Consider the following 26,499-nt stretch of genomic DNA (forward strand, 5'->3'; position numbering starts at 1 on the left):
CCAGGTCAGTCTCCAGGGGCTGGCGAATGCTGGCGTGCTCCTTGGTCGGTCATCGCGAGGGCGATCCTGGGTACCCGAACGATCCTCGCACGCAAGTCCCGCGCCACTAAGGGGATGGTAGCGAATTGCCGCCATGCTTGGCGTGAAGGGGTGGCCAGTCCCGCCGGCAACCGAGCCTAGAGACGGCCATCCTGCAGCCAGGCCCCACGCCGCCACCGCGCCGCGCCGCGCGGGCCATGGCGGGATTCGTTCTCGCCCTCGCGCTGCTCGCGGCGCCGCCGGCGCGGGCAACAGGATGCCGCGGCCCTGCGCGCCGCCGGCGTGGCGGCAGCGCGCGCCGGCCAAACGGCGGAAGCCCGCCTCCTGCTCGAAGCCGCCCTTGCCACGGCGCCAGGCGACGCCGGCGCGCTGGCCGATCTCGTCGTCGTGCTGTCATGGGCCGGGTAGGATCGGCAGGCGCTGGCGCGCTTCACCACCTTGCGCGACCCGCCGGCCTACTCCATCGCCGCCGCTGCGGTTTCCGCGCGGCACAGCGGTCAGGCGGCGCGCGCCGTCGTGCTGTATCGCCGCGCCATCGCGGCCGGCAAGACCGGCACCGAAACGCGCCTCGGCCTCGGCCTCGGCCTCGCCTTGGCTGAGGCCGCCGCCGCCCGCACCACCCTCGCCGAGGCCGAGGCCATCGACCCCGGCAGCCCGCGCATCGCCCAGGTCGTCGCCGAGATCGCCCGCCCGCCCGCGCCACCCTCGATCCTGCCGCGCATCGACGCCCTGCTCGATGCCGGCCACCCCTTCGATGCGCTGGCATTGCTGGAACCCGGCCGATGCCGCTGGGGCGGGCATCGTCTGGCGCGCCTCCGATTTTCGCGAGGCCGGCGCGTCCTTCCGCGTCATGCGCTTCTTCGACGACAACATCCGGCTCATCGGATTCCTCGGCTGGCAGGAACGGGAGATGAACCTGCCGGACTGGAAACTCGACCTGCAACCCTATGCCTATGCGATGCAGAACAGCGAGCAGGGCACGCCCTACTACAATCCGAAAGCGACCTCGAGACCGGCATCACCGCCTCGCTCACCTGGTTCGCCTGGAAGCGCTATGAAGGCGAATTGCGCGTGCGCTTCGTCGCCACCGCCAGCGGCTAATGGCAGCAGAACTACGGCTGGTCGCCGCTCATCGCGCTGCGCTGGGAGAACCAGCATGTGCTGCTGGGCACCTTCTCCATCGCCTACGGTGCGGACTGGGTCTCGCGCGACCATGACGGGCAGCGGGAGGATGGGCTGACCGTCACCGGCATGGTGCGCTGAAGGTTCTGATGCGCATCCTGCCCCTCACCCGCCGTGGGGTGCTGTCGCTGCCCGTCGCCCTCGCCCTGCCGCGCGGCACGCAGGCACAGGCCCGGCCCGGGCCGCTTCGCCACCATCGCCTATCACGCGATCGGCGAGGATGGGCGTGACAAGCACTACTCCATCGCCGAGAGCATGCTGGTCCAGCACGTCTCCTTCCTGCGGCAGGATGGCTGGCACTTCATCGGTATCGACGCGCTGCTCGCCGCGCCCGACGGCCGCCGGCCGTTGCCGGACAAGGTGCTGTTGCTGTCCTTCGACGATGGCTATGACGACTATGCCACCCGCGTCTTCCCGCTGCTGCACGCCGTCAACGTGCCGGCGGTCGTCGCGCTGGTCACCTCCTGGATGGAGACGCCGGCCAACGGCACCCTCGACTATGGCGGCACGCCGACGCCACGGCGCGGCCTCATCACCTGGGCGCAGGCGCGCGCGATGCAGGCGAGCAGGCTGTGCGAATTCGCCTCGCACACGCATGACCTGCACCACGGCGTGCCGGCCAATCCGCAGGGCGATGTCAAGCTCGCGGTGGTGACGCGCAACTGGAACGGCGTGCGCTACGAGACCGACGCCAAATGGAAACGCCGCATCGAGACCGACCTTGCCCGCGCCAGCACAATCCTGGCGCGCGAACTCGGCAGCCGGCCGCGCTGCATGATGTCGGCTGGTGGACCCCGGACAACCTTACCGACGATGTCGATGTCACCTGGAAGCTGCAGCGCCGCCGCTGGGTGGTGCATTTCGAACCCAACGCGCTCTCCTACATCTTGATGCCCGAGACGCTGCGCGGGCTGTGGAAGCAGCGGCTGCGCTGGGCCGAGGGCGGGGCGCAGACCTTACCTCCGCAACGCACCGGATCATCTGCGCTGGGATGGGCGGCGCATGGGGGGCGTGCTGGCGCAATACGTCGTTTCGACCGCTTGGTGCTACGCCATGATCTTCACCCTGGCGATGACAGCGCTGGGCCAGTTCGGCCTTGTGCCGCCGGTGCTCGAACCCGCACCCTCGCTGCTGTCGATCTGGGGGATGGTACTGTCGGTCGCCTGCCTGGTGCAGTTCGCCATCGCGCTGTTCATTGACCGGCGGCATGAACCGGCCAAGGCGCAGGCCTTCCGGCCGCTGCTGCGGGTCATCTGGTATCCGGCGGCGTTCTGGATGCCGTCGGCCGCCTCCACCGCCGCCGGTTTTTCGCGCGCCCTGCTGCGGCGCGACGGAGCCCGCGCGCGATGGACCAGTCCCGACAGGGGGTTCCGCTGATGCATGGTCCGGTCCGCTTCGTCCCGCCGCTGATCCTTGATGCCGCCTCGCGCCCACGCGCCGCGCGGTGGCGGGACGCGGTGCTGACGCTGCTGCTCTGGGCCGGCTGGTGCTACCTGTTGGCGGCGGCGGTCGGTGCGCTATGGGTGCCGCCCTTCGTGCAGCGGCTGCTGCCGGTCGCCCCGCCGGCGCATCCGTGGGATGTCGTGCACGTCGCGGTGCTGTGCGTCGCCATCGCCACCTTCATCTGCACGCTAATGTTGCTGCGGGTCATCGTCGAGCGTCGCCGCTACGCTGGCGAGGACCGCCGCCGTGCCTTCCCGCGCCCGGATGATGCCGCCATCGCCGAGGATTTCGGTGTCGCCGCCGCGGCGCTGCCTGGCTGGCGCAGCGCGCGTCGCCTTGCCATCCACCACGATGCGGCGGGGCAGGTGATACGGATGGAGACCGGCGAGCCGGTCAGGCGATGACCACCCGGTCCCGGCCGGCCGCCTTGGCGGCATAGAGTGCGCGGTCCGCCGCCGCGAGGGCGGCCTCCAACGCCGATTCATCACCGGCCGGGTCCAGCGCGACGATCCCGGCGCTGAAGGTGACGAGGCTGTCCGCCCCGGCCGGATGGGCCACTTCCGTCGCGACCACAGCACGCAATCGGTCTGCGACCTGCGCCGAATCGGCCACGCCATCGGGCAGCAGCAGGGCGAATTCCTCCCCGCCCAGGCGCCCGGCCACATCACTGCCGCGCACCGCCTGGCCGATCGCCACGGCGACGCCGCGCAGCACCGCATCGCCGGCCGGGTGGCCGAAATTGTCGTTGATCGCCTTAAAGCGATCGAGGTCGAGCATCATCACCGAACAGCGGCCGCCATTGCGGCGCGCAGCGGCCATCGCGAGCAGCGCGCGGGCGAGGAAGCCACGCCGGTTCGGCAGGCCGGTCAGCGGATCGGTCTCCGACAGCATGGCGAGCTGCTTTTCAAGCTGGTCGCGGCGCCGCCAGCTTTCGATCTGCAGCAGGAAGAAGACTGGCACCAACTCGTCGAGCGAGGCCCAGAACCAGTCGATCGTCCGGCTCTCCGGCACCGCGCCCAGACGCAACACGGACACGATATCGATGATCGACAGCGTGGCGATGCCGACCAGCAACGGCAATCCAAGCAGGCGCATGGCGCGGCGCCAGCGGTCGCCGCGCACCGACACGGCCCGCATGGCGCCGTAGGCCAGCGCGGCGATGGCCAGCCCCGCCGTTGTCGTGCGCAGGGCAAAGTGCAGGAAGATGTCCCAGGGCATGGCGCGGCCTCTCTGGTTAGCCCGGCAGGCGCCGGCACGCCATCAATGGACGAAACATCTTGGGAAACCGTTACGCGCCCCCCGTCAGCACGTTGCCAGGCGCCGACCAGGCGATCCGGCCGACCTCCCCGCAGGCATTGCACTCGGCCTTCCAGGCGTTGTGTTCCGCCCCGCAGGCGGCGCAGCGCCAAACCGGCGCACCGGGGGCATTGGCCGCGCCGCGCAGCCAGCGGGCCTGGGCGGCGCGGGCATCGGCAGTGTCGCCATGCTCGGCCTCCTCCAACTCGGCCAGCATCAGGAAGGCGCGGCGGTCGGCCGCCTCGGCGTTGACCAGAGCCTCCAGCTCGGCGCGGGCACGGCCCGTCAGCCCGGCATCGAGTGCCACCCGCGCCATCAGCAGCCGGCTTTCCAGATGTTCCGGGTTGCGGTGAATGAGATCTTCCACCGTCTTGACGCGGGCTAGCGCCGCCGGCGTGCCAGCGATCCAGGCGGCGCCGATATCGGGATGCGGCGCGGTGGCCCAGGCCTGTTCCAGCACCGCGCGCGCCCGCCTGGCACTGCCGGTGGCCAGGCGCTTCGCATGGGCGATCGCCGCCGGGGCGAAGCCGGGATCGGCGGTGAAGGCCTGTTTCTCCAACTCGCCGGCGCGTCCGGGGTCGGTTTCCTGCTCGGCGGCGGCGAGCGCCAGCGCGGCCCGCGGCCCGCCGGGGGGCGACAGGGCGAGCGCCTCCCGCCAGTCATGCGTGCGCAGCGCCAGGAGCTGGCGTTCCTCGCGCAGCCAAGCGGCGCCCGGCTGGGCGGCGTCGGCTTCCTTGGCGAGGCGATGGGCGGCGTCCCAATCCTCGCGCTGCATTGCCTGGCGCAGCAGGCCGCGCAGGCCGAGGAAGCGGGCATCGGGGCGTTCGGCCAGCGCCTTGAAGGCGTCGGCGGCCATGTCCTCGCGTCCGGCGAGGCGGGCAGCCTCGGCGGCCAGCAGCAGGGTCTGCGGCGTGTCGCCGAGCAGGAAGCGGGCGCGGCGCACCTCAACCCGCGCGGCCTCGGGCGTGCCGGCGGCCAGCGCGATCAGGGCGCGGGTCACTGCCGCATCGCCATCGTTGCGGCGGCGGTCGGCACGGGCCGCCCGACGCCGCGCGGGCATCCGGCGCAGCGCCGCGAAGGCCGCCAGGATCGCATGCAGCAGGAGGAAGGCGGCAACCAGGATCAGCACCGCGATCGGCAGGCCGATGCCGATCCACAGCTCGCCAACCTGGACTTCGATGGTGCCGCCGGTCTCGGCGAACCAGAAAGCGAGGGCGGTGATGGCCGCGAGCGCGACCAGCACCTTCAGAGCACGACGCATGCTGCGCTCCTCAGCCCGCGGCCAGGGTGGCAAGGGCGGCGCGGGCGGCGCCGAGGGCACGGGCCTGGGCCACCCAATCGGCCATCGCGGCGCGTGCGGCCGGCGGCAGATGGTCGATCCGCGCCACGGCGGCGTCGACGTCGCCGGCTTCCAGGGCGCGGCGGGCGCCTTCAATCTCGGCGGCGGCGGCATCGCCCCACACCACCTGGTCCCCACGGCGCACCGTCACCAGCCCGGACAACCGGGTGACGGCGGAATCGAGCATGCCCTGGCCTTCTCGGGCCGGCTCGCTGGCGGCCCGTCCGGCGCGCGCGGCGGCTTCGAAGGACAGGCGGAGCGATGCCTCGGTCGGCGGGGCGGCGCTGGCATAGCGGGTCAGCGCCTCCGGCGCGGCGGGCAGCAGCGCGAGCGCCGGCCCAAGCGGCTGGCCGGCATCGAGGCGCAGCCGCAGCGCGTCAAAGGCGGCGAGGCGGGTGGCGCGCGACTCGACCGCCGCGACTCGGGCCTGGGCGGCCTCCAGCGCGGCAAGACGGGTGGCGAGGGCCGACTCGGCGCCGCGCAGTCGGGATTCGAGGCCGGTGGTGGCCGCCGTGATGCGCTCGGCCTCCGTCCGCTCGGCGGTGGCGAGGCGTTCATTCATGCCGCGGGCGAGGTCCTCGGTGCGGCGGATCGCCTCGGCGTCGGCGGCCTGCTGGCGGGCGGCAACGGCGTCCAGCCGTTCCGACAGGCGATCGGCCCGGTTGGTCAGGCCCTCGACGGCGGCGCGCGGGGCGAAGGACGCCGGGTCGGGGATCGGGCGTTCCAGCGCCTGGGAGGCGCGGGCCTCGGCGGCGGCGACGCGGCCTTCGAACGGGCGCAGGTCAGGCGGCGCCGGGATGGCGGCGAGGCGTTGTTCGATGCCCGACAGGTCGGGTGCCGGGCGGGCTTCCAGCGCGGCGAGCCGCTGCTCGATCGGTGCGAGGCTCGGGCCGCGGCGCAGTTCCAGCGCCGCGAGACGGGCCTCCAGCGCGGCGATGGCGGCCGTGTCGGGGTTCTGCGGCGGGGCCGGGCGGGGCGTGACCCAAAGCCAGGCCGCCGCCATCACCAGCACCACGCCTCCCGCCAAAAGGGGCAGGGCGGCGGGGTCAAGGATACGACGGATCGGGGGAGTGGGCGTTTCGGTCATGCCGGTCCTCATGCTGCGGCGCCATGGCGACGGGGAGCGCTGTATAGCACCGCTGTGCGGGATCGCGCCCCCGCGCCAGATCAAACCGGTGGCGGGCCGAGCCGGGCCGGCAGCAGGGCCGGGTCGGGGCGGGCGGTGCAGTCTGTCGAGGCCCAGGGCAGCACGGCCAGGGTCTCGGCGATGCGCGGGCTGATCGCGATGGCACGGATGCCGCGCGCCGCCGCTGCCAGGCCGGCTTGGCGCAGCAACGCGATGGTGATGCGCGCGCCGCGCGGCGAGGTGAACAGCGCGGCGGTGATACGGCCGGCCCGCAGCGCTGCCAGCGCCGGCGGCGGCAGGGCGGTGGCCGGGGCCGCGGCATAGGTGACGCGGCGGATGACGCGGAAGCCCCGCCTTCGCAACGCTGCCGCCAGCTCGGCGCCATAGCCGCACCCGACCGCGAGCAGCAGTGGCCCGGCCGCCGGGTCCAGCGTGGCGGTGGCGGCCTCGGCGAGGGCGGCGGCGTCACCCTCAGCGGCGCGGACATTGGTGAACCCGCGGGCGCGGGCCTCGGCGGCGGTGCCGTCGCCGACCGCGAGCACCGGCAGCGCCATGGGTGCGAGCGCGCGGGCGGCGGCGCGGGAGGCGAGCAGCACCGCTTGCGCCCGTGGCAGCCGGACCGGCGGCGTCGCCTGCAGGAGCATGGCCGGGGCGAGGATCGCATCCCAGCCCAACGCCGCGCAGGCAGCGGCGGTTTCGCTGGCGCCGGGTTCGGGCCGGGTGATCAGGACGGCAGTCAGGGCACCGGCCCTAGGCCTGCTGGGTCCGCCAGGCATCCGCGATTGCCGACCCCGTCGCGCTCCAGACGCCGCCATGGGCGAGGATGGCGTCCAGCATCGCTCCGAAGGCGCGGATGCGGTGCGGCTGGCCCATCAGCCAGGGGGTGACCGACAGGGTCAGCACCCGGCCGCCGCCGGTCGCCCGCGCCTCGGCATCGAGTGTCGCATGGGCGGCGAGGATGGCGGCGGTGAAGTCCTCGGTGGCCATGTGCTGTTGCAGCAGCATGCGCTGGTCCGACAAATCCTGCGACAGCGGCATGGCGGTGAGCGTGCCGGCCGCCGTGGCGAAGGCATAGGGCATGTCGTCATTCGCCCAGCCGGAAGTCCAGGTGAAGCCGGCGCCGGCGACGAGGTCCGGCGTGCGCGCCGATTCCGAATGGGCGGGAGAATGCCAGCCGGTGACGGTATCGCCGAAGTGGCCATGCAGCAGGGATCTGGCCTCGTCGATCCAGGCGCGTTCATCCGCTTCCGCGACGCCGCCATGGTGCAGATGGCCCATGTCGAGCCCGGCGCAGGCGGGTTCCCAGCCGGCGGCGGCGATATCGTCCATCAGCACCGGATATTCGCGGGCGAGTGCGGCGCTGAGCAGCGCCGTGCCCTTCACCCCGCGCGCTTCCATCGCCTTCATCATGCGGTAGATGCCAATGCGGTTGCCGTAGTCGCGCTGGGTGAAGTCCCAATAGGACGGGTAGGGCCGTTCCATCCCGCCCGGCGCGATGAAGGGCTTGGTCGGCATGTCCATGGGGAACCAGCCGGCATGCACAGCGACCCACAGCGCGACGCGCGCCCCGCCCGGCCAGGTGACGGGGCTGGTGCGCGGCAGGATGCGGTACGGGTAGCGGTCGTGGTCCATCGCCCGCTTGCGGAGCGGGTAGTCGGTGTAGGAGGCGGGGAGTGTCATGGCGTGCCCTCCGCGATCCAGCTTCGGTGCTGCGCCAGAGTGTAATCGATGTAGTGCTGCGCGATCTGACGCCCCGTCGCGAGCCAAACCTTGTCATGGCTGGTGATGTGGGCGAGCACCGCGTCGAGCGCGGCGATACGGTGCGGCTGGCCGATCAGGTACGGGTGCAGCGGCATGCACATCACCGTGCCGGATTCGGCGCCCTCCTCATACAGCTGGTCGAACTGCGCCTTGCAGATGGCGGCGTAGCGATCGGCCGGCGTGTTGCGGTTGACGAAGAGCGGGACGTCATTGACCTCAAGCGAATAGGGGATGCTGACCAACTGCCCGGCGCGGGTGTTGACCGGCGTCGGCTGGTCGTCATGCGTCATGTCGAGGGTGTAGAGGATGCCTTCCTCGGCGAGGACATGCTGGGTTGTCTCGTCGTTGGAAATGGCCGGGGTCAGCCAGCCATCGAGGCGCTGGCCGGCGACGCGCAGGATGGTCTCGCGGCTGTCGCGGATCAGCTCGCGCTGCATCTCCTCGTCCATGTCGTAGAAATAGCGGGTGTTGTAGGTGCCGTGGCTGAACAACTCCCAGTCCAGCGCGCAGCAGCGTTCGATGACTTCGGGGTAGTGGTCGCAGACCGCGACGTTCAGCGACACCGACCCACGCACGCCATACTTCTCCATGGTGTCCGCCATGCGCCAGAAGCCCGAGCGGTTGCCATAGTCGCGCCAGGAATAGCCGGCGACATCCGGCAGCGGCCGTGGCCAGGGGCTCCGGCGCGGATTGGGCGGCGGGTTGAGTTCGTAATGCTCGATATTCGGCGCCAGCCAGACGGCGATCCGCGCGCCGTTCGGCCACACGATCTTCGGGCGCCGCCGCCAGGGCATGTAGTCGTAGTGGCCGGGCCTATCGAGCATGGCGTTCACCCCTGCATCTGCGGCACGGCGTCGAGCACCTCCGACACCGGCAACACGTCGGCGTATTTAACCGCCATGTCGTAGAGATTGGCAAAATGCGGGGATTCGTGCCGGTCGGAAACGCATTCCTCCGGCACGATCATCCGATACCCGCAGGACAGGCCATCGACCACGGTCGCCCGCACGCAGCCGGAGGTGGACCCGCCGGTGACGATGACGGTGTCGATGCCGTGGAAGGTCAGCAGGGAGCGGAAATTCGTCTCGAAGAACGCGCTCGCCATGCGCTTGTTAATGATGATGTCCGACGCCGCGCGCTCGGTGCGCGGGTCGAAGGCCGCCCGCGGCGAGCCCTCCTTGATGTTCTGCAGGCTGTCCGGCGTGTCGGACCGCGTGCCCCAGACGCCGCAATCCTCGCCCGAGGGCAGGTAGGCGACATAGGTCCAAACCACCGGCCAGGACCGCGCCCGCACAGCGCGAGCGAGCGCGTTGATGTGCTCGATCTGGCGCGGGTCGGTCTCATAGGCCGTGACGTAGGTGCCCGGCTGCGTATAGGCGCATTGCACGTCGATATTCACCAGCGCGGCGCGCCGGCCGAAGCCGAAGCGCCGTCGCGTCGGCGCGGCTTTGAGTTCCGTGTAGAGCTGCCGCGCCGTCTTGCCGTCTTCGATCATGCCGCGAGGAACTCGTTCCATTTCTCGGTGTAGTAGGGGAGGTTACGCGGACGCGTGTTCCAGACATAGATGCGCTGCGCGCGATCCGCGAGCGTGCCGCCATCGCGCCCGACGCCGCCATAGAGGCTGTCCTGCAGGTCCTGCGCCATGTACTGCTTGTACAGATCCGAGGACGCGTAATAGCCGATCTTGCCCTGCTCCGCACCCGGATAGCCGTCCAGCCAGTAGTTCAGGTATTCATAGGCTAGGTCCACATTGCGGGTATTCGCCGAAATCGCATAGCCGTTGCACCAGGCGCGATAGCCTTCCTTCGCCACGGCATAGCGCATCGGGATGCCCTTCGACGCCACCTCGATCACCACCGGCCACCAGGCATCGGCGATCCAGACTTCCTCCGACGCCATCAGGTTGACCAACTCGCCATAGGACCGCCAGAAGGCGCGGAAATGGCCTTCCTTCTTCTTGTCCTTGAGGAAGTCGGTGACGGTGTCGACCTCGGAATTCGTCAGGTTGGTCGGGTCGCCGGGGTTGAAGATGCCCATCGCCTTCATGCCGATGGCGGCGTCGAGCATGCCGAGCCAGTCGATGGCATAGAGCGCCACCTTGCCGCGCCAGCGCGGGTTGAACAGCTCGCCCCAGGACAGCTCGTTGTTCTCGGCCTGGATGTGGCGGGTATTGTAGCCGATCGAATCCATCTGGAAGAAGGCCGGGCAGAAGCTGACCTTCGTCTTGGCGTCATCGACATACATGGTGGTGCCGGGATTGGCGCCGAGACCCATCGGCGCCGTCGGCGTCGCACGGCCGTCGCGGAACAGCATGTGCTGGTGCGACCAGTTCTTCAGCCGGCTGATGTCGATCGGCTGGGTGAGCTGCTCGCCATAGCCGTATTGCGAGAACGGCGCGTCGGTGGTGATCACGTCCACCTGGGCGGCGCGCACGCGGTCCATGCGCGCCTGGGTCGAGGGATTCATCCACGGCCGCACCCGCGAATTGCTGACGCGCATGAATTCGCGAAGGATCGGTTCGCGCAGATCGTAGGAGGCGCCGGCCAACTGCAATTCACGGGCCTGCGCCGAGGCGGGGCGGATCAGCGGGGCACCAAGGCCGGCAGCGGTGCCGACAAGGAGGCCGCGTCGGGAAACGATGCTCATAACCTGTCTCCTTGGGTTTAGGTTGGGCTGCCGCGCAGCGCGCGGGCCCGCAGCCAGAAGCCGATCGCGCAGAGCGAGATGACGATCAGCGACATCGCCGTGGTGGCAGTGCCGATGGCGTAGAGTTCCGGCGTCAGCTGCCGGTCGAGCTGCGCCATGACCGCCAGCGGCAGCGTGCCGTCGCTGCCCGAGGTGAACAGCGTGCGGGCGTATTCGTCATAGGACAGCGAGAAGCCGAACAGCGCCGTGCCGATGACCCCCGGCAAGATCAACGGCCAGGTGATGCGACGGAAGGCGGTCAGCCTCGTGGCGCCGAGCGTTAGCGCCGCTTCCTCCAGCTTCGGGTCGAAGCGGTTGAACACTGCGAGCATGGTCAGGAAGCCGAAGGGCAGCGCCCAGGAGACATGCACGACATAGGCGGTGGTGTTCCACGCGCCCTCGATGCCGAGCAACCGCGTCAGGATGGCGAAGCCGAAGCCGACCAGGATTCCCGGCGCCATCAGCCCCAGCAGCAGCAGGTAGAAATACAGCCCATTGCCGCGGAACCGCCCGCGCATCGCCTGCGCCGCGCAGACCGACAGCACCACCGTCGTCGCCGAGCAGGCGAGCGCCAACAGGAAGGAGCGCAGCATCGGCGGCTTGAAATCGTCGAACAGGTCCGCTTCCCACAGGTTGCGATACCAGTGCAGGGAGACGCCGTTCATCGGGAAGGTGGTGCCGCCATTCTCGCCGGAGAAGGACAGGGTGAACATGGTGAACATCGGCGCCCACTGGAACAGCAGGAAGCCGATCGTCACCGTACCGAGCAGCCATCCGGTCAGGCGCGAGCGCGTCTTCCAATGCATCGCGCTCAGCCCCCGATCTTGCGGATGTCGACCACCCGCAAAGCGAGCGTCACACCGGCCAGCATCAACAGCATCAGCAGCACCGAGACGACCGCCGTCGCGCGGATCTGCGAGCCTTCGTAGAACAGCAAAATCAGGTTGCCGAGGAAGGCGAGCTTGTTGCCGCCTACCGTGGTGACGGTGATGAAATCCGCCAGCACGTTGAGGAACACCAGCACCTGCCCGATGACGATGCCCGGCAGCGTCAGCGGCAGGATGATGCGCCAGAACACGATGATGGGCGGCGCCTTCAGCGTCATCGCCGCCTCCCGCAGCGCCGGCGGGATGCTGTTGAGCATGTACACCACCGGCCCACTCGCCAGCAGCGTGTAGAGCGAGACCTGCGCCATCGAGATGCCCAGGCGCGAATAGAGAAAGGCCTGGATCGGCCGCTCGATCAACCCGATCGCCATCAGCGCCTGGTTGAGCAGCCCGTTGACGCCGAGAAACGGCACGAAGGCGATCGCGCGGATCAGCGTGCTGGTCCAGAACGGGATGACGAAGGCGAGGAACAACGCGACGCGCCATCCCGGGCTGGCCACCTTCACCGTCAGGAAGTAGGCGATGCAATAACCCAGCACGCCGGTGATCGCCATGATCATCGCGGTCTGCACCAGCGTGTCGCCGATCAGCCAGAGATAGTTCTGGTTCGAGAGGAATCGCTGGTAGTTGTCGAAGGTGATCGGGTTGTTCGGCGAGACCGAGGTGCCGCCCCACAGCGACACCCAGACGATCAGCAGCACCGGCAGCACCACCGCCAGCGCCATCCACAGCCCGGCCGGCAGCGCGAGCCAGAAGGCGGCGGGCGAGCGGAGCCGGATCGTGCTCATGCCGGCGGGGCCCGGTGCAGCACGCCATTGTCCAGCGACCAGCCGAGCACGATGTTCTCGCCCTCACGGATGCTCTGCGGCAGGGCGCCGAACTGGTCGTACTTCACGACTGTCCCGCCCGCGCCTTCCAGAACATGGCGGCGGAAGGCGCCGAAATATTCGACGGTGATGCACCGCAGCGCGATGCGGTTCGGCACGTCCTCGCCCGGCCGTTCGATCAACCGTTCGGCGCGCACCGAGAAGGACAGCGCACTGCCCGCCGCCGGCGGCGCGAGGTCCAGCAGCGGTACGCGGAAGGTGCCCAGCGCGGTCATCACTTCCAGCACGCCATCGCGCACCAGCCCGGCCTTGCCCTCGAGAACATTGTTGCCCTGAATGAAGCCGGCGACGAAGGCGGTGCGCGGGCGCGACAGCACCTCATCCGGCCGGCCCTGCTGCTCGATCCTGGCGTGGTTCATCACCACCACATGGTCGCCAAGCGAAAAGGCCTCGTTCTGGTCATGCGTGACCCAGATGAAGGAGATGCCTGAGCGCTTCTGCAGCGTCTTCAATTCCAGCATCACGGTCTCGCGCAGCGAATAATCCAGCGCGCCGATCGGCTCGTCGAGCAGCAGGATGCGCGGTTCGGTGACCATGGCGCGCGCCAGCGCGACGCGCTGCTTCTGCCCGCCCGAGAGCTGCGCCGGCCGGCGTTCCGCCAGATGACCGATCTCGAAGGCCTTCAGCACCTCGGCGACGCGCGCGGCAATCTGCGCCTTGGGCTTCTTCAGCATCTCCAGCCCGAAGCCGACCTGCTTGGCGACGGTCATGTGCGGGAACAGCGCGAAATCCTGGAACATCATGGCGATGTCGCGCTTCCACGGCGGCTCGCCGGTCACCTCGCGGCCACCGATCAGGATGTCGCCGGCATCCGGTTCTTCAAGCCCCGCGACGCAGCGCAGCGTTGTCGTCTTGCCGCAGCCCGACGGCCCCAGCAGGCAGATGAACTGCCCCTTGCCGACCTGCAGCGACACATCGTTGACCGCGACGAAATCGCCGTAGCGCTTGCGGATATGGCGCAGTTCCAGGTCGAGCTGCGGGATCACCGGCACATCGGCCAAGGTCACGCCGCCTGCGCGATCGGCAGGCGGGACTTCATCAGCGGCATGATGCGCGTGCCGAACTGCTCCATGCCGATCAGGAAGTCGTCGAAGGTCAGCATCACCCCCGACAGGCCCGGCACGGCGGCGAGCTCGTCCATCTGCTTCGCCACGGTCTCATAGGACCCGACCAGGCGCAGCATGGTGGTGGGCTCGCGCTCCGACCGCACCATGCGCCCGACCGTCGAATGCGCTTCCGCCTTCACATCGGCCGCCGCCTGGCCGTCGCGCCAGGCCAGTGCCTCGAGGTCGGTGCCGGCGACGTAGTGCTTCCACTTCGCCATCGCCGCCTCATCCGTCTCGTCGGCGATCACCATCATCAGCAGCATCGCCTCGCAGGATTTGCCGGCCTCCGTGTTGGCGGCCATCAGCCGGGCGGTGTGCGGTGCCACCTGCGACACGTCGTTGATGCCGCCGGCGGAGATGAAGTTGTAGTCGGTGTATTCGGCGGCGAACTTCATGCCGCGGTTCGACTGCCCGGCCGAGATCAGATCGATCTTGCCCATCGGCTTCGGCTCGACCCGGCAATCCGTCATCTGGAAGTACTGGCCCTTGTGGTTGGACATGCCGGTGGTCCAGAGGTCCTTGAGGACGGTGACGTATTCCTCGCCATACTCGTAGCGGCGGGCGAAGTGCTCCTCGCCGGGCCAGATGCCCATCTGCTCGTATTCGGCCTTCTGCCAGCCGGTGACGATGTTCACGCCGAAGCGTCCCGGCGCGATGGAGCTGATCGTCGAGGCCATGCGCGCGATCAGCGCCGGCGGGATCGACAGCACCGCGACAGAGGCGAACAGCTTGATCCGCGTCGTCACCGCCGCGAGGCCAGCCATCAGCGTGAAGCTCTCATGGTTGAAGTCCCAGTAGCGGGACGGCCCGCCGAAACCGCGCAGCTTGATCATCGACAGCGCGAAATCGAAGCCGAACTTTTCCGCCTTCAGCGTGACGTCACGGCTGAGCTCGAAGCTCGGCATGTATTGCGGGGAGGTGGTCGAAATCAGCCACCCATTGTTGCCGATCGGCAAGAAGACCCCGAGCTTCATCGCGCATCCTCACTCTTCGCAGGTGCGAAAGGTAAGGATATCTGTTGACAACGAACAACCCGTGAGTGCCTGCAATTTGCGCGAAAACGGACGTGGGGCGACGAAAACGCCAATTCGACGTGCAGAACGACAGCATGTGATCGCGAAAATGGCAGGACGGGGCGATGCCTTTTGCCGCACTGTGGCGCCCTGCGTCTTCCGCGCGAGATCGGCGCGGGACCTTCCATCGCATGTGGCCGCGGAGGAGCGGACGCCGGGGTCAATGGGCTTGCATTTGTGTCGCGGCCATGCGGGCCTGTGGTGATGTTGCGGCAATCCGGCACGGCACTGCCGGGGGGGCTCTGCCCCTTCGGGCCTTCCCACCCAAGGCTTGTCGGCCTGTGGAAACCAGTCGCCCGCGCCGGGCGGGCCGGTCGCTTCCTGGCGGGCCGGGGCAGGTTGTGGGGCCCGGCACCACGGCCGCCCAACACCTGCGGCCGAATTCCTCGACCGTTGGTATTCGCCCTTTTCGTACCCTCGGACGCCGGGCGCGAACCTCGGGCTTGCCTGGTTTCGGCGGATTCTCGGCGGACCGCAGTCGCGGCCTCGGCACGCGTCAAGGACTCGCGCCGTTGCTGCAACACCGCACGCCGGAGCGGCAAGCGCGCCACGACCGTTGACGATGCGGTGACCCGATGAACGACCTCGGCGCCGCCTTCTCCGCCGCCCTCGGCCTCCTGTCGGGCGCCGACCCGGCCCTATTGAGCATCGTCCTGCTGTCTCTTCAGGTCAGCCTCGCCGCGCTCGCCATCGCCGCGATGATCGGCCTGCCGCTCGGCGCCCTTCTGGCGGTGGCCCGGTTCCCCGGCCGCGCGGCGGTGATCGTCGCGCTGAACGCGCTGATGGGCCTTCCGCCGGTGCTGTGCGGTCTGCTGATCTATCTGCTGTTGTCGCGCTCAGGCCCGCTTGGCCCGCTTGGGTTGCTGTTCTCGCCGGCCGCCATGGTGGCGGCGCAGGCGGTGCTCATCACGCCCATCATCGCCGCCCTGGCGCGCCAGGTCCTGGAAGGCATGTGGGAGGAATATGCCGAGCAGTTCCGCTCCTTCCGCGTCTCCAGCCTGCGCGCGGTGCCGACGCTGCTGTGGGACGGCCGCTTCGCGCTGTTGACGGTGCTGCTGGCCGGCTTCGGGCGCGCCGCGGCGGAAGTCGGCGCGGTGATGATCGTGGGCGGCAACATCGAGGGCTACACTCGTGTCATGACCACCGCGATCGCTCTCGAGACCTCGAAGGGCGACCTGCCGCTGGCGCTCGCCCTCGGCATGGTGCTGATGGCGATCGTCGTCGTGGTCAATACGCTGGCGCAGGGCCTGCGCGGGGCTGCGGCGCGTTGGGCGGGCTGACCTACGAGGTCGGCTCCGGCTGCGCCGCATTCGGGAAGAACAGCTGCTCCCCATTGATCTTGTAGCCCGCGATCGCCGCCTGCCCGGCCGGCGAGACGATCCAGTCGATGAAGCGCTGCCCGTCCGCCACCTTCACATGCGGGTGGCGCTGCGGGTTCACCAGCATCACGCCATACTGGTTGAACAGGCGCGCATCGCCTTCGACGACGATCTTCAACTCCTGCCGGTTGCGGAAATTCAGCCAGGTGCCGCGATCGGTCAGGACATAGGCGTTCTGCGCGGCGGCGGTGTTCAGCGCCGGGCCCATGCCCTGGCCGATTTCGCGATACCATTGCCCGCGCCCGGTGACGGGGTCGATGCCCGCCTGCTGCCACATGCGCAACTCGGCCGCATGGGTGCCGCTGCGGTCGCCGCGGCTGATGAAGGGCGCCCCGGTCTCGGCGATGCGGCGCAACGCGGCGACCGTGTCGGTCGTGCCGGCGATATGCGCCGGGTCGGCGGCCGGGCCGACGATGACGAAGTCATTGTACATGACATGGTGGCGCGGCCCGCCATGCCCCTCGGCGACGAAACGCTGTTCGGCCGCGCGGTCATGCACGAACAGCACATCCGCATCGCCCCGCCGGCCGACATCGAGCGCCTGGCCGGTGCCGAGTGCGACGACGCGCACGGTGATGCCGGTCTCGCGCGTGAAGATCGGCAGGATGTGGCCGAACAGCCCGGATTGCTCGGTGCTGGTGGTGGAGGCGACGGTGATCGTCCGCTCCTGCGCCAGCGCCGGCAAGGCGAGGATCAGGCCTAGGGCAAGCAGGCTTCTGCGCAACATGCGGGATCCTCCGAAGAGTCAGTGCGGCAACAGGTCGCCGCGCAGGAAGGCGGCCGCCTCCGGCGCGGCGGGGCCGGCGAAGAACGTCTCGGCGGCAGCTTGTTCGGCCACCCGCCCCGCATGCAGGAACACGACATGACCCGCGAGGCGCCGGGCCTGGCCGAGGTCATGCGTCGTCATCACGATCTTGGTGCCCTGGGCGACGAGGCGGGCGACGATCTGTTCGACCGCGCGCGTCGCGCCGGGGTCGAGGCTGGCGCAGGGTTCGTCGAGGAACAGCACCTCCGCGCCGGTGGCCGCGGCGCGCGCCAAGGCGAGACGCTGCTGCTCGCCGCCCGACAGCCGCCGGGCCGGCCGGTCCGCCAGCATCGACAACCCCACCAGGGCCAGCGCCTGCTCGGCCCGATCCGTGCGTTGCTTCGCCGGGATGCCGGCCAGCCGCAGCGGATAGAGCACATTGGCGATGGCCGAGCGCCGCAGCAGCACCGGGCGCTGGAACACCATGGCCTGGCGGCGCGAGACATCGCCGCTGAGCTCCCCCCAGCGAATGCGGCCTTCGGTCGGCGTCAGCAGCCCGTGCAGCAGCCGCAGCAGCACCGATTTCCCGGCGCCATTCGGCCCGATGATGACGGTCGGCGCCCCTGCGGCAATGGAGAGGGTCACATCCGACAGGATGCGCGTCGCTCCGGCGGCGAAGCCAAGGCCTTGCGTCTCGAGCGGCAGGATGGTCGTGGGCGCGCGCATCAGCCCTGCCGCCCGTGCCGCCGGTGCTCTCTGCCTGCGTTGCGCATGCCGCTTCCTATCCGTTCCCTTGACATGCGCACGGCAGATGATGCCGTCAACGTCGCCCGGCCTTGACCTTGGCGCGGCATTTGCCATTCATTGCCGGATGCTGCCGGATGTCATGACCTTGAAGGAGACCGCCGCCTGGCTGCGACTGTCCGAACGCGCCCTGTACGACCTCGCGCGGGCGCGGCAGGTGCCGGCGGCGCTGCTCGGCGGCAAATGGCTGTTTCCGCGTGGGTTGCTGGAACGCTGGCTGGCCGCGCGCGCCGATGGCGGGGAGGCGCCGCACCGCGCTGCGCCGCCGCCGGTGCTCGCCGGCAGCCATGACCCGCTGCTCGATTGGGCGGTGCGGCAATCAGGCTGCGGGCTGGCGCTCCGCTCGGGTGGCAGCCTGGAAGGGCTCGACGTGCTGGCCGCCGGGCAGGCGGTGGCGGCCGCGGTGCATCTGCACGACCCGGATGGCGGCGGCTGGAACGCGCCGGCGGTGTGGCAGGTGCTCGGCCGCGGCGGCCATGTGGGCATCACCTGGGCCTGGCGGGAACAGGGGTTGCTGGTGGCGCCTGGCAATCCGCTCGGGCTGGCGAGCGTCACCGACCTGGCGCGGCCCGGGCTGCGCGTGGTCGGCCGGCAGAACCGCGCCGGCAGCCATGTGCTGCTGCTGCATCTGCTGAATGAGGCGGGGCTGCGGCTCGATGCCATCGCCTTCCTGGCCGAGCCGGCGCTCGCCGAGGACGAGGTGGCCGCCGCCGTCGCCGATGGCCGTGCCGAGGCGGGTTTCGGCATCCGCGCCGAGGCGATCGCCCGGGGCCTCGGCTTCGTGCCGCTCGTGCGTGAGCGCTTCGACCTGGTGATGGCGCGGCGCGACTTCTTCGACCCGCCCTTGCAGGCGCTGCTGGCTTTTGCACGTGGGGCCGCCTTCGCGGCGCGCGCGGGCCGGATGGGCGGCTACGACATCGCCGAGACGGGGCGCGTCGCGTTCAATGGTTGAGGGCGCGGGGCGCCGCGGGGAGGGGCCCTGCCCCTCCCCGGACCCCACCCCGCCGAAGGCCTAAGGGCCTCTGGACACCTCGAATTGGTAATGGGCCCGGCGAGATGTACGGGACGAGAATGTCGCGTTGCGCCCGGTATCCAGAATGAGTCTTGGCGCCGGGCGCAGTGGGCGTCCTGCTGACGCGCGGCCCCCTTGCGCCCAACGCCCGGTATTGGTGTCCAGAGGCCCTTAGGCCTTTGGTGGGGGAGGGTCTGCAGGGGGCAAAGCCCTCTCCGGTTCCAACCGCCCCGCAAGGGTTGCCGCCCCCGCCCGTCGCGCGCAGGCTTCGCGCAACGGAGGAACGCACCGAATGACCGATCTGACCATCCGCGAGATTCGCACCACCCTGTTGCAGATGCCCTGGGCGGATGACCCCTGGCTTGCCGGCCACGCCCTCGGCCCGACGCGCGACCTGGTGGTCGTGGAAGTCGTCACGCAATCCGGCCTGACCGGCATGGGATACCTGCATCTGCTGAACCTGCCGCTGCAGCGCACGATCGGTGCCTGCATCGCGGAAGCGCTGGCGCCGCGTATCATGGGCCGCGACGCGAGCGCGGTGGAGGCGATCTGGCGCGACCTGTGGCGGTTGACACTGACCGGCGGGCGCGGCGGCGTGACGATGATGGCGCAGTCGGCGATCGACATCGCCTTGTGGGACGTGGTCGGCAAGGCGGCCGGCCTGCCGCTGCACCGGCTGTGGGGGCATTACCGCTCCGAGATCCCGATCTATGGCAGCGGCTGCTTCCGCGGGTCCTTTGGCGACGGGATGATCGCCAAGGCCAAGCACTTCGTCAGCCAGGGCTACAAGGCGATCAAGATGCAGGTGGCGCATGTCGGCGACCTGCACACCGATGTGGACAATGTGCGCCGCATGCGCGACGCGGTCGGGCCGGACATCGACATCATGATCGACGTGAACATGGGCTGGTCGGCCGATGTGGCGATCACCATGGGCCGCAAGTTCGAGGAATTCGACGCCTATTGGCTGGAGGAGCCGGTCACTGCCGACGACTATGCCGGCTATCTGCGCTGCGCCGAGGCGCTCGACATGCGCGTGGTGGGCGGCGAGACGCATTTCGGCCGCGCCGACCTCAAGCCCTTCTTCGAAAGCCCGCGCCTGCCGATCCTGCAGCCCGACCCGATGCGCGGCGGGCTGACGGAACTGCGCAAGATCGCGACGGTCGCCGATACCTGGGGCATGACCATCGCGCCGCATCTGTTCCCGGAGCTGAACGTGCATCTGCTGGCGTCCATCCCGAACGGGATCTGGGCCGAGCAGATGGGGCTGCTGGACGATGTGTTCGTCTCCCTGCCGAACATCGCCAACGGCTTGATCACGGCGCCGGAGACGCCCGGGCATGGGCTGGCCTTCAAGGCGGAGGTCATGAAGGACTTCGTGCTGCGGTAGGGTTCGCGTCCACGCCGCGATCGGAGGGGCGCCGCTCCACCAGGCCACCCCTTCACGGCCCCATCGACAATGCAGCGCATTGCCGATGGGGTCCCGAAAGGGCAGTGCGCTTTGGAATGGCATTGGCCGCCCTCGTCGAAGGAGAGCGGTGGAATTTTTTTCGATGCCCCTGAGACGTCGAATATACTAGGAGGGTGTTGCGGCTGCGGCGCTGCGGCGTGCGAAGCAATCAGATCCTAAGGGTCTGGTCCAGATTGGATGATCTGAGCACCTGCTAAGGTGCTGTGATGGCTTGGAAAAATCGCTATCTGCGCCACACGCGCAATTCCGAGGTCAAATTGCGTCAGCTCGTGCGCTTCTTCTGCGCTGATCTGACTGCTGCCCAGGCCACCGAACTCTCCGGGCTCGACCGCAAGACCACCCCTGCGTCTGTTCACCCTCTTCCGCGCCCGCATGGCTGACCTCGCCACCCATGCCTGCCCCTTCGCTGGCGAGGTCGAGGTCGATGAAAGCTACTTCGGCGCCAGCCGCGTCCGCGGCAAACGAGGCCGTGGCGCCGGGCGCAAGACACCGGTCTTCGGCATCCTCAAGCGCGGCGGCCGGTGCATACCCAGATCGTCAGAAACTGTTCAAAAGCAGCGCTTCAAGGCATCATCAAAGGCACGATCGACGTCTCCGCGAGTATCCATTCCGACGGCTGGCGCGCCTATGACGGCCTCGTCGAGGCAGGCTCCGCCAAGCACCACCGCATCCGACACAACGACGATCAGCTCGCCGACGACGGCGTCCACATCAACGGCATCGAGAGCTTCTGGTGCTTCTCAAGACGCCGCCTGGCCAAGTTCAACGGCATCCCCAACGCCAGCTTTCCAGCCTTCCTCAAGGAGTGCAAATTCCGCTTCAACAACAGGCATGGCGATCTGTACCGAACCATGTTCCGCTCTCTCCAGCGTAACCCGCTCGGATTCTAATCTGGACTAGATCCTACCTTTTTAAGCGGCTTCGGCGCTGTTGGGACCGGTAGGCGTTCAGCGCCCCCCTAAACACGACAGGAGTGTCCAGCGAATGCCAGCGTTCCGGGCGCCGCTTGCCGGCCGGCTCCTCGGCTGACCCGGCATGAGCGGCATGGTTTCATGCACAGCCGCCACGCCAACCCTGCTCGCGATAACCTTTGCCTTGTCGAGACAAGGTCATCGGCAAGGCTCGGCGGCATCAGCTCCCCGGGCAGCCCACCACCACGCGCTGCAGGGTCCGCACGCCTTCGGCAGTCTGCGTCCAGCGCGCATCGGATTGAGGCGGGGTCAGCATCCGCGCCGCCTCGGCGAGGTCACTGCAGCGCTGGTCGTCCGCCCCGCAGGAGACCGAGACGCCGATCATCCGTGCGCTGGCCCCATGGAAGCGCCCGCTGGCATTGCCTGGCGCGTCGCGCAGCAGCGTATCCGCCTCCGCGCGCATCAGGTCGTTGTCGGGGCAGATGCCGGCCCGCGGCGTGCCGGCGCGGCGGTCATACAGCGCGGCGAGCAGTTCCTCCCGCCAAGCGTTGCGTTCTGCCTGGGTATTGGCGCCGCCGGCCGCGAGCGCCGCCTGGCCGGCCGTCACGGCGCAGTTGAGATAGCCGGCGCGCTGCTCGGCCGAGGCGCCGGCGGCCTGGCGGCGGCAGGCGCGGGCGCGCAGTTCCTGGGCCTCGGCGCAGGGCTTGTCGGCATCGCCGGTGCAGGCGGCTACGGGTTCCTGCGCCACCGTGTCCCAGGCGCCCTGGGCGGCGGCGGTGGACATGCGGGTGAGCTGCGCGACGGCGATGGTGGTCCCGGCACCGGCGGCCGCGCCGGCGACCTGCCCGGCAGGCCCGGCGACCGACCCAGCCACGGCACCCGCGGCGGCTGAACCCGCAGCGCTGCCGACCGCGGCGCCGGCGGTGCTGGCCGCTTGTTCGCAGCCAGCCAGCAGGCCGAGGCCCAGCATCAGCAGGGCGGGGCGGAAGGGCGTGCGGCGGACCGGCATGATCTCTCTCCTGCTGTTGGCGCAGGCGCGTGTCCTGCTTCCGGAATCCGGGGATCCCGATCGCCCTCCGCTGCCGAGGCCGCGACGGTCGCGAACAGAATGTTAGGCCGAAATCGATGCCGGGTCATACCGCCGCGATATCGATCCGCCGGAACCGCCGCAGCTCGGCCGCGCCTCGGTGTCCGTTCGAGAATGCGCCTCGCGGCACATTCTGAGGTCCGGTACTGGCCCGCACCGCCGCCCAGCAGCCCCTTCAAGGATTACGGGTGCGGGCCGGTGCCTGGCCGACCAAACCGACACTCACTGCACGGCGAACAAGCGGAAGCCGGACAGCGCCTCGGGCAGTGGCACCGGGCGCAGCCAGGCCGGTGCCTCGCCGTCGCGGAGCAGCGCGGCGAGGCTGCCCGGCGGCACCACGATCTCCGGTGTCGCGGCGCAGAACAGCAGCAGCGATACCTCGCGCCGGTGCAGCACCGCGCGTGCGGCCAGGGGGTCGGTCGCCTCGAAGGCGGCCAGCGTATCGGCGAAGGCGGCGCCGCCGCGATGATAGGGGCCGGTCACGGTGCGATAGGGCGCGCGCCAGGCGATCTCGGGCCCGATGAAGATGTTGGAGGCCATCAGGATCGGCGGCTTCTCACCGGCGATGACGCCCGGCCGCGCCTCGCCCAGCCAGCGGGCCATGGCGGTGCCGTCGCAACCCGCCGCATGGGCCTGCCGTTCGGGCAGGCGGACCTGGGCGACCGGGGAGGCGCCGAGCAGCGACAGCAGCGGCAGCCCCAGAAGCCCGAACAGCAACCCGGCCGCCAGCAATGCACGCGGCACCTCGCCGCGCGGCCGGGGGGCGGCGAGCAGCAGCCCGACCATGCCGGCCCCGGCGACCGCGGCCGGCACCGCGAGGTCGAGCGCGAAGCGCCGCGCCGCGAAGGCGGCGATGAGTGTGGCGACCAGCATGGCGGCCACCGCTAGCCCGGCCGGCCAGCGCCCGTCCCGCCGCCAGCCCGGCGCGGCCAGCAGGACCGCGACCAGCGCTATGACCGGCGGCCCGCCGATGGTTGACAGTGTCGTGCCGAGCCCCCCTGACGCGAAAGGCGGCAGGGGTTGCATTTCCTGCACATTGGGCAGCATCACGCTGCGCGAGGCCGCATCCGCCTGGCCCAGCGAGGCGAGCAGCGCGTTCGGGAACAGCCCCAGCAGCGCCGCGAAGGCGACCCCGGCCGCCGCCCCGCAGACGAGGAGGCGTCGCCCGCGCGGCCAGCCGCCGACCCGTGCCGCCACCAGGAACACCGCTGTTATCAACAGCGCCAGCACCAGATGATGCACCGAGACCCGGTCGTAATCGACGGCGAGCCAGCCCGTGGGGGGGCGTTCCACCACAATCGCGACGACCGTCGCCGCCGCGATGCCGAGCCCCATGCGCAGACCCTGCAACGCGAGTGCACGGCCATCCGCCGCCATTATCACCGCGAGCCCCGTCGTCAGCAGGACCGGCGCGGCGGCGAGCAACACCTCGGGGCTGACCCAGATGCCGGCGCCGAAGGCGAGGCCGGCCCCGGCCGCCGCCCCTGCCGCTCCGCCCGGGGCCAGCGCACGGATCGCCGCGCCGAGACCGAGGGCGAGCGTCAGCAGCATCAGCGCATGGTGGTCGGCCCGGCCGGCGGTGCAGTACAGCGTCGCGGTCGGCGTCGCGATCATCAGCAGCACCGCATACCAGGGGGCCTTGCCGGGCCACAGGCCGCGCGCCGCCCAGGCCGCGGCGATCGCCGCCAGCAGATGCAGCACCGGGGAGACGAAAATACCGGCGAGGAAGATTGCCTGCCGTGGCTGGAGCCCGCCGAGCCATTCGAGCAGCCGCGCCGGCAGCAGGATCAGCACGTCGAGCGGCCGGGTCCAGTGCAGTGCCAGCCCCTCGGGCGCCATCACCGCCATGGTCACGTCGTCGTACCAGCCGCCGCCCAGGCGTAGTTCGAGCACGCGGTCGAGCCGCAGATAGGCGTCCGGGTCCGCTAGCCGGCCGAAGGGCAGCACGGCATCGGCGGCGGCGAGGGCGCCGAGATTGACCGCCACGACCGCGACGATCGCGAAGAGGATGAGCGGCAGGCTGATGCGGGCGGGTGGTTCGGGCTGCATCGGGGGCCTGGCATCCTTGTTCCGCGCGGCTTCGGATGTGCGCGGCGGCCTGGTGGGCGTCAAGCGTGGCGACCCGCTTGCCGGCCCGCCGCCGGCGCGCCACGCTGCGATACGCCATGCCGCCGAGCCTTTCCGATGACGGCATCATCGGGCAGGCGAACGGCACGGCGCGCAGGGTTGGTGTCGCGGCTGCGCGCGAATCTCAGGACCCCGATGCAGGCCAGCCGGTGTCGGACAGCAAGGGCATGACCATGGTGCGCCACCAGCTTTTCGTTCGTCTGGGCGACACACGCTATCGCATCGAGCGCCCCTGGGGCGAAGTGCCGACCGGCTGCGGCGCGCCGAGCGATGTCGCCTGCGACGCCGAGGGTCGCGTCTATGTCCAGCTCCGCCAGGACCCGATGACCGACCCGGAGAACCCCGGCGTCGTGGTGCTCGCGCCGGACGGACGGCGCATCGATGCCTGGGGCGGCGCCGAGATCGCCGACGGGCACATGCTTTCCGTGCATCCCGATGGGCGCGTCTTCGTGGTGGATCGGGATGCGCAGGAGATCATCGTCTTCTCGCGCGACGGCAGGCGGCTGGGCGGCCTCGGCCGGCGACACCATCCGGGCGAGCCGTTCAACGCGCCCTGCGATGTCGCCTTCGGGCCGGATGGGTCGATCTATGTCGCAGATGGCTATGCCGCATCGGTGGTGCATCGCTTCAGCGCCGAGGGCACCCCGATGGGGCGATGGGGCGGCGAAGGCACCGGACCGGGCGAGTTCTCGACGCCGCATTCCGTCTGGGTGCTGCGCGATGGGCGCGTGACCGTGGCGGATCGCGAGAACAACCGCGTGCAGGTATTCACGGCGGATGGGTCGTGGCTCGACGACTGGCGCGGCAACCACAAGCCGATGAGCGTGCACGGCGCGCCGGGCGGCGGGCTGTATGTGACCGACCAGGTGCCGCAACTCTCGCTGCTGGGGCCGGATGGGTCGATCTTGGGGCGATGCCGGCCGGTGCTGAACGGGGCCCATGGAATGTGGTGCGCGCCGGATGCTTGCATCTTTCTGTCGGAGCAGAATCCGTCGCGGGTGACGCGGTTGGTGCCGGTGGAAGGGTGAAGGTCGGGGGAGGGAACTCCCCCGAACCCCCTCCTTTTTCTATCTATTGGCGCCGGCCGCGGCGGTCAGTTCCCAAGAGGCAAAAAACGGTGGGGGATTCGGGGGAGGTGTTCCTCCCCCGTCTTCCTTACTCCGCCCAGGACGACCTTCCCTGGATCGCCCAGCGCCCGTCCTTCAGCGTCACGATGTAGAACGACTTGTACGACCCGATCAGCGATCCGTCCGGGCGGAAGCGGCTGAACTGCACGCGGAAATGCACCTTGCTCGGGCCGGCATCGACGAGCTCGACGTAATCCCACGCGCTGCGCGCCCATTCGCGCGCCTGGCCCTGGCGATTGAAGACGATCGAGCTGAAATCCTCCGGCCGCTCGAACACCGTAACCTTGCCGCTGTGGAAGCGCACATGCGGGAAATGACACCAGCGCGTGCGGATCGCCTCGGCGTCCTCGGCGCTGAAGGCTTCCATGAAGCCATCCATGGCGGCGCGGGCGGCGGCGATGTCGGTCTCGCTCATGCTTCGGCTCCGTGCACGGTGACCCAGGTGTCGAGCAGCATCGCCCGGCGGCGTGCGAACAACGCGCCCCATCTGGCGCGCGCGGCCTGGTCCGGCCCGGCGCCGGCGCTGTTCCAGAAGCGGCTCTGTTCCCAATGCGCCAGCGACGGATACCAGGTCATCAGCAGCACATGCGCCGGGTCGGCCTCGGCGCGGTCCTGCCAGAGGCCGAGTGGTTCGCTGCCGGTGTCGCCTTCGAAACCGACCCAGGCCTCGGTGGTGATGGCGACCATCTCGGCGACGTGCTGTGGCGGCAGGATGAACCAGCGATGTGTCACGATGCCGCCGCGTGCCGGGTCGAGTGGGGTTTCCCCGCGCGTGAGGATGGTGAGCACGCGCGTGGTCAGCGACGCCACGTCGGGGTTGCTGGCCTCGGGCGCGACGGGTGGTTCGCCGGGCCACAGCGAGACGCGGGTAACGCGGTTCATCGACGGGCCGATCTGCGCCCGCCACAGGCCGAACAGCCGCCCGCCGGGCACCGCGCCGAGCGTCGCCTGCAAGGCGGCGGCGCGGCGGGGGTGGGCGTTAAATTCCTCGAATCGCAGCAGCGTCATGCGG

Annotated in this window: 26 protein-coding genes and 4 pseudogenes; 11 read left to right on the forward strand and 19 right to left on the reverse strand. The window is 69.8% G+C overall.

What is annotated here, in order from left to right:
• Positions 1 to 321: 321 nt before the first annotated feature.
• Positions 322 to 447, forward strand: coding sequence for a tetratricopeptide repeat protein (locus IEY36_RS31125; protein WP_268238153.1), 126 nt, complete (start codon positions 322 to 324; stop codon positions 445 to 447).
• On the opposite strand, the gene IEY36_RS31395 is transcribed toward IEY36_RS31125, so the two are convergent.
• Positions 433 to 786: a hypothetical protein gene (locus tag IEY36_RS31395; RefSeq protein ID WP_373290337.1), complete on the reverse strand. Its 354-nt coding sequence runs from the start codon at positions 784 to 786 to the stop codon at positions 433 to 435. The genes IEY36_RS31125 and IEY36_RS31395 overlap by 15 nt on opposite strands.
• Before the next feature lie 7 nt (positions 787 to 793).
• Here IEY36_RS31395 and IEY36_RS31400 point away from each other — a divergent pair.
• The 5 genes and pseudogenes from IEY36_RS31400 to pgaD form a co-directional block, all read left to right on the forward strand.
• A pseudogene (locus IEY36_RS31400) lies at positions 794 to 985 on the forward strand (hypothetical protein); the annotation flags it as partial.
• 491 nt (positions 986 to 1,476) lie between these two features.
• Positions 1,477 to 2,001 (forward strand): annotated as a pseudogene (locus tag IEY36_RS19120) (polysaccharide deacetylase family protein); the annotation flags it as partial.
• Positions 1,917 to 2,165 (forward strand): annotated as a pseudogene (locus IEY36_RS31405) (glycosyltransferase family 2 protein); the annotation flags it as partial. The pseudogenes IEY36_RS19120 and IEY36_RS31405, both read left to right, overlap by 85 nt.
• A gap of 58 nt (positions 2,166 to 2,223) precedes the next feature.
• A complete protein-coding gene (locus IEY36_RS19125) occupies positions 2,224 to 2,598 on the forward strand; it encodes a hypothetical protein (protein ID WP_188969671.1) in 375 nt (124 codons plus the stop codon).
• On the forward strand, positions 2,598 to 3,068 hold the full coding sequence (pgaD, locus tag IEY36_RS19130) for a poly-beta-1,6-N-acetyl-D-glucosamine biosynthesis protein PgaD (RefSeq protein ID WP_188969673.1): 471 nt from the start codon (positions 2,598 to 2,600) through the stop codon (positions 3,066 to 3,068). Before IEY36_RS19125 ends, pgaD begins: the two co-directional genes overlap by 1 nt.
• Here the strand turns inward: pgaD and IEY36_RS19135 are convergent.
• The 12 genes from IEY36_RS19135 to rutA all read right to left on the reverse strand — a co-directional run bounded on the left by IEY36_RS19135 (position 3,058) and on the right by rutA (position 14,725).
• Positions 3,058 to 3,882: a GGDEF domain-containing protein gene (locus IEY36_RS19135; protein ID WP_188969675.1), complete on the reverse strand. Its 825-nt coding sequence runs from the start codon at positions 3,880 to 3,882 to the stop codon at positions 3,058 to 3,060. The two genes, pgaD and IEY36_RS19135, sit on opposite strands and share 11 nt — an antisense overlap.
• Before the next feature lie 70 nt (positions 3,883 to 3,952).
• On the reverse strand, positions 3,953 to 5,221 hold the full coding sequence (locus IEY36_RS19140) for a heme biosynthesis HemY N-terminal domain-containing protein (protein WP_188969677.1): 1,269 nt from the start codon (positions 5,219 to 5,221) through the stop codon (positions 3,953 to 3,955).
• Positions 5,222 to 5,231: 10 nt separating this feature from the next.
• The gene (locus IEY36_RS19145) at positions 5,232 to 6,386 is read right to left on the reverse strand and encodes a hypothetical protein (RefSeq protein WP_188969679.1); all 1,155 of its coding nucleotides are present in this window, start codon (positions 6,384 to 6,386) and stop codon (positions 5,232 to 5,234) included.
• A gap of 80 nt (positions 6,387 to 6,466) precedes the next feature.
• Positions 6,467 to 7,201, reverse strand: a complete 735-nt coding sequence (locus IEY36_RS19150; protein WP_188969681.1) for a uroporphyrinogen-III synthase — start codon at positions 7,199 to 7,201, stop codon at positions 6,467 to 6,469.
• Positions 7,176 to 8,105, reverse strand: a complete 930-nt coding sequence (locus IEY36_RS19155; protein WP_188969683.1) for a polysaccharide deacetylase family protein — start codon at positions 8,103 to 8,105, stop codon at positions 7,176 to 7,178. Before IEY36_RS19155 ends, IEY36_RS19150 begins: the two co-directional genes overlap by 26 nt.
• Positions 8,102 to 9,010, reverse strand: coding sequence for a polysaccharide deacetylase family protein (locus IEY36_RS19160; RefSeq protein ID WP_188969685.1), 909 nt, complete (start codon positions 9,008 to 9,010; stop codon positions 8,102 to 8,104). Before IEY36_RS19160 ends, IEY36_RS19155 begins: the two co-directional genes overlap by 4 nt.
• A gap of 5 nt (positions 9,011 to 9,015) precedes the next feature.
• Complete coding sequence (locus IEY36_RS19165) at positions 9,016 to 9,681, reverse strand: isochorismatase family protein (RefSeq protein ID WP_188969687.1); 666 nt, start codon at positions 9,679 to 9,681, stop codon at positions 9,016 to 9,018.
• The gene (locus IEY36_RS19170; RefSeq protein ID WP_188969689.1) at positions 9,678 to 10,832 is read right to left on the reverse strand and encodes an ABC transporter substrate-binding protein; all 1,155 of its coding nucleotides are present in this window, start codon (positions 10,830 to 10,832) and stop codon (positions 9,678 to 9,680) included. Before IEY36_RS19170 ends, IEY36_RS19165 begins: the two co-directional genes overlap by 4 nt.
• Before the next feature lie 17 nt (positions 10,833 to 10,849).
• Positions 10,850 to 11,677 (reverse strand): ABC transporter permease, encoded by an 828-nt coding sequence (locus IEY36_RS19175; RefSeq protein ID WP_188969691.1) that lies wholly within the window; start codon positions 11,675 to 11,677, stop codon positions 10,850 to 10,852.
• A 5-nt stretch (positions 11,678 to 11,682) separates the two neighbouring features.
• Positions 11,683 to 12,546 (reverse strand): ABC transporter permease, encoded by an 864-nt coding sequence (locus tag IEY36_RS19180; RefSeq protein ID WP_188969694.1) that lies wholly within the window; start codon positions 12,544 to 12,546, stop codon positions 11,683 to 11,685.
• The gene (locus IEY36_RS19185; RefSeq protein WP_188969696.1) at positions 12,543 to 13,652 is read right to left on the reverse strand and encodes an ABC transporter ATP-binding protein; all 1,110 of its coding nucleotides are present in this window, start codon (positions 13,650 to 13,652) and stop codon (positions 12,543 to 12,545) included. Before IEY36_RS19185 ends, IEY36_RS19180 begins: the two co-directional genes overlap by 4 nt.
• Positions 13,649 to 14,725, reverse strand: coding sequence for a pyrimidine utilization protein A (gene rutA, locus IEY36_RS19190; protein ID WP_188969699.1), 1,077 nt, complete (start codon positions 14,723 to 14,725; stop codon positions 13,649 to 13,651). Before rutA ends, IEY36_RS19185 begins: the two co-directional genes overlap by 4 nt.
• Before the next feature lie 674 nt (positions 14,726 to 15,399).
• Here rutA and IEY36_RS19195 point away from each other — a divergent pair.
• On the forward strand, positions 15,400 to 16,104 hold the full coding sequence (locus tag IEY36_RS19195) for an ABC transporter permease (RefSeq protein ID WP_188969701.1): 705 nt from the start codon (positions 15,400 to 15,402) through the stop codon (positions 16,102 to 16,104).
• A gap of 1 nt (position 16,105) precedes the next feature.
• Here IEY36_RS19195 and IEY36_RS19200 read toward each other — a convergent pair whose 3' ends face one another.
• Together IEY36_RS19200 and IEY36_RS19205 are read right to left on the reverse strand one after the other, a co-directional pair.
• On the reverse strand, positions 16,106 to 16,930 hold the full coding sequence (locus IEY36_RS19200) for a substrate-binding domain-containing protein (RefSeq protein ID WP_188969703.1): 825 nt from the start codon (positions 16,928 to 16,930) through the stop codon (positions 16,106 to 16,108).
• Positions 16,931 to 16,948: 18 nt separating this feature from the next.
• Complete coding sequence (locus IEY36_RS19205; RefSeq protein WP_188969705.1) at positions 16,949 to 17,674, reverse strand: ATP-binding cassette domain-containing protein; 726 nt, start codon at positions 17,672 to 17,674, stop codon at positions 16,949 to 16,951.
• Between the two features lie 160 nt (positions 17,675 to 17,834).
• On the opposite strand from IEY36_RS19205, the gene IEY36_RS19210 reads away from it, so the two are divergent.
• The 3 genes and pseudogenes from IEY36_RS19210 to IEY36_RS19220 all read left to right on the forward strand — a co-directional run bounded on the left by IEY36_RS19210 (position 17,835) and on the right by IEY36_RS19220 (position 21,125).
• The gene (locus IEY36_RS19210) at positions 17,835 to 18,704 is read left to right on the forward strand and encodes a helix-turn-helix transcriptional regulator (protein WP_188969707.1); all 870 of its coding nucleotides are present in this window, start codon (positions 17,835 to 17,837) and stop codon (positions 18,702 to 18,704) included.
• Positions 18,705 to 19,056: 352 nt separating this feature from the next.
• Complete coding sequence (locus IEY36_RS19215) at positions 19,057 to 20,154, forward strand: mandelate racemase/muconate lactonizing enzyme family protein (protein WP_188969709.1); 1,098 nt, start codon at positions 19,057 to 19,059, stop codon at positions 20,152 to 20,154.
• A gap of 287 nt (positions 20,155 to 20,441) precedes the next feature.
• A pseudogene (locus IEY36_RS19220) lies at positions 20,442 to 21,125 on the forward strand (IS1595 family transposase).
• A 241-nt stretch (positions 21,126 to 21,366) separates the two neighbouring features.
• On the opposite strand, the gene IEY36_RS19225 reads toward IEY36_RS19220, so the two are convergent.
• On the reverse strand, positions 21,367 to 22,155 hold the full coding sequence (locus IEY36_RS19225) for a hypothetical protein (RefSeq protein WP_188969711.1): 789 nt from the start codon (positions 22,153 to 22,155) through the stop codon (positions 21,367 to 21,369).
• Between the two features lie 300 nt (positions 22,156 to 22,455).
• On the reverse strand, positions 22,456 to 24,282 hold the full coding sequence (locus IEY36_RS19230; protein ID WP_188969713.1) for a hypothetical protein: 1,827 nt from the start codon (positions 24,280 to 24,282) through the stop codon (positions 22,456 to 22,458).
• A 65-nt stretch (positions 24,283 to 24,347) separates the two neighbouring features.
• Here IEY36_RS19230 and IEY36_RS19235 point away from each other — a divergent pair, with 65 nt between their 5' ends.
• Positions 24,348 to 25,388: an NHL repeat-containing protein gene (locus IEY36_RS19235; protein WP_229681430.1), complete on the forward strand. Its 1,041-nt coding sequence runs from the start codon at positions 24,348 to 24,350 to the stop codon at positions 25,386 to 25,388.
• A 127-nt stretch (positions 25,389 to 25,515) separates the two neighbouring features.
• Here IEY36_RS19235 and IEY36_RS19240 read toward each other — a convergent pair whose 3' ends face one another.
• On the reverse strand, positions 25,516 to 25,902 hold the full coding sequence (locus tag IEY36_RS19240; protein ID WP_188969715.1) for a hypothetical protein: 387 nt from the start codon (positions 25,900 to 25,902) through the stop codon (positions 25,516 to 25,518).
• The gene (locus IEY36_RS19245; RefSeq protein ID WP_188969717.1) at positions 25,899 to 26,495 is read right to left on the reverse strand and encodes a hypothetical protein; all 597 of its coding nucleotides are present in this window, start codon (positions 26,493 to 26,495) and stop codon (positions 25,899 to 25,901) included. The genes IEY36_RS19240 and IEY36_RS19245 overlap by 4 nt, the downstream gene beginning before the upstream one ends.
• Positions 26,496 to 26,499: the final 4 nt, after the last annotated feature.

This window comes from Neoroseomonas lacus (genome assembly GCF_014644535.1).
GTDB lineage: Bacteria > Pseudomonadota > Alphaproteobacteria > Acetobacterales > Acetobacteraceae > Neoroseomonas > Neoroseomonas lacus.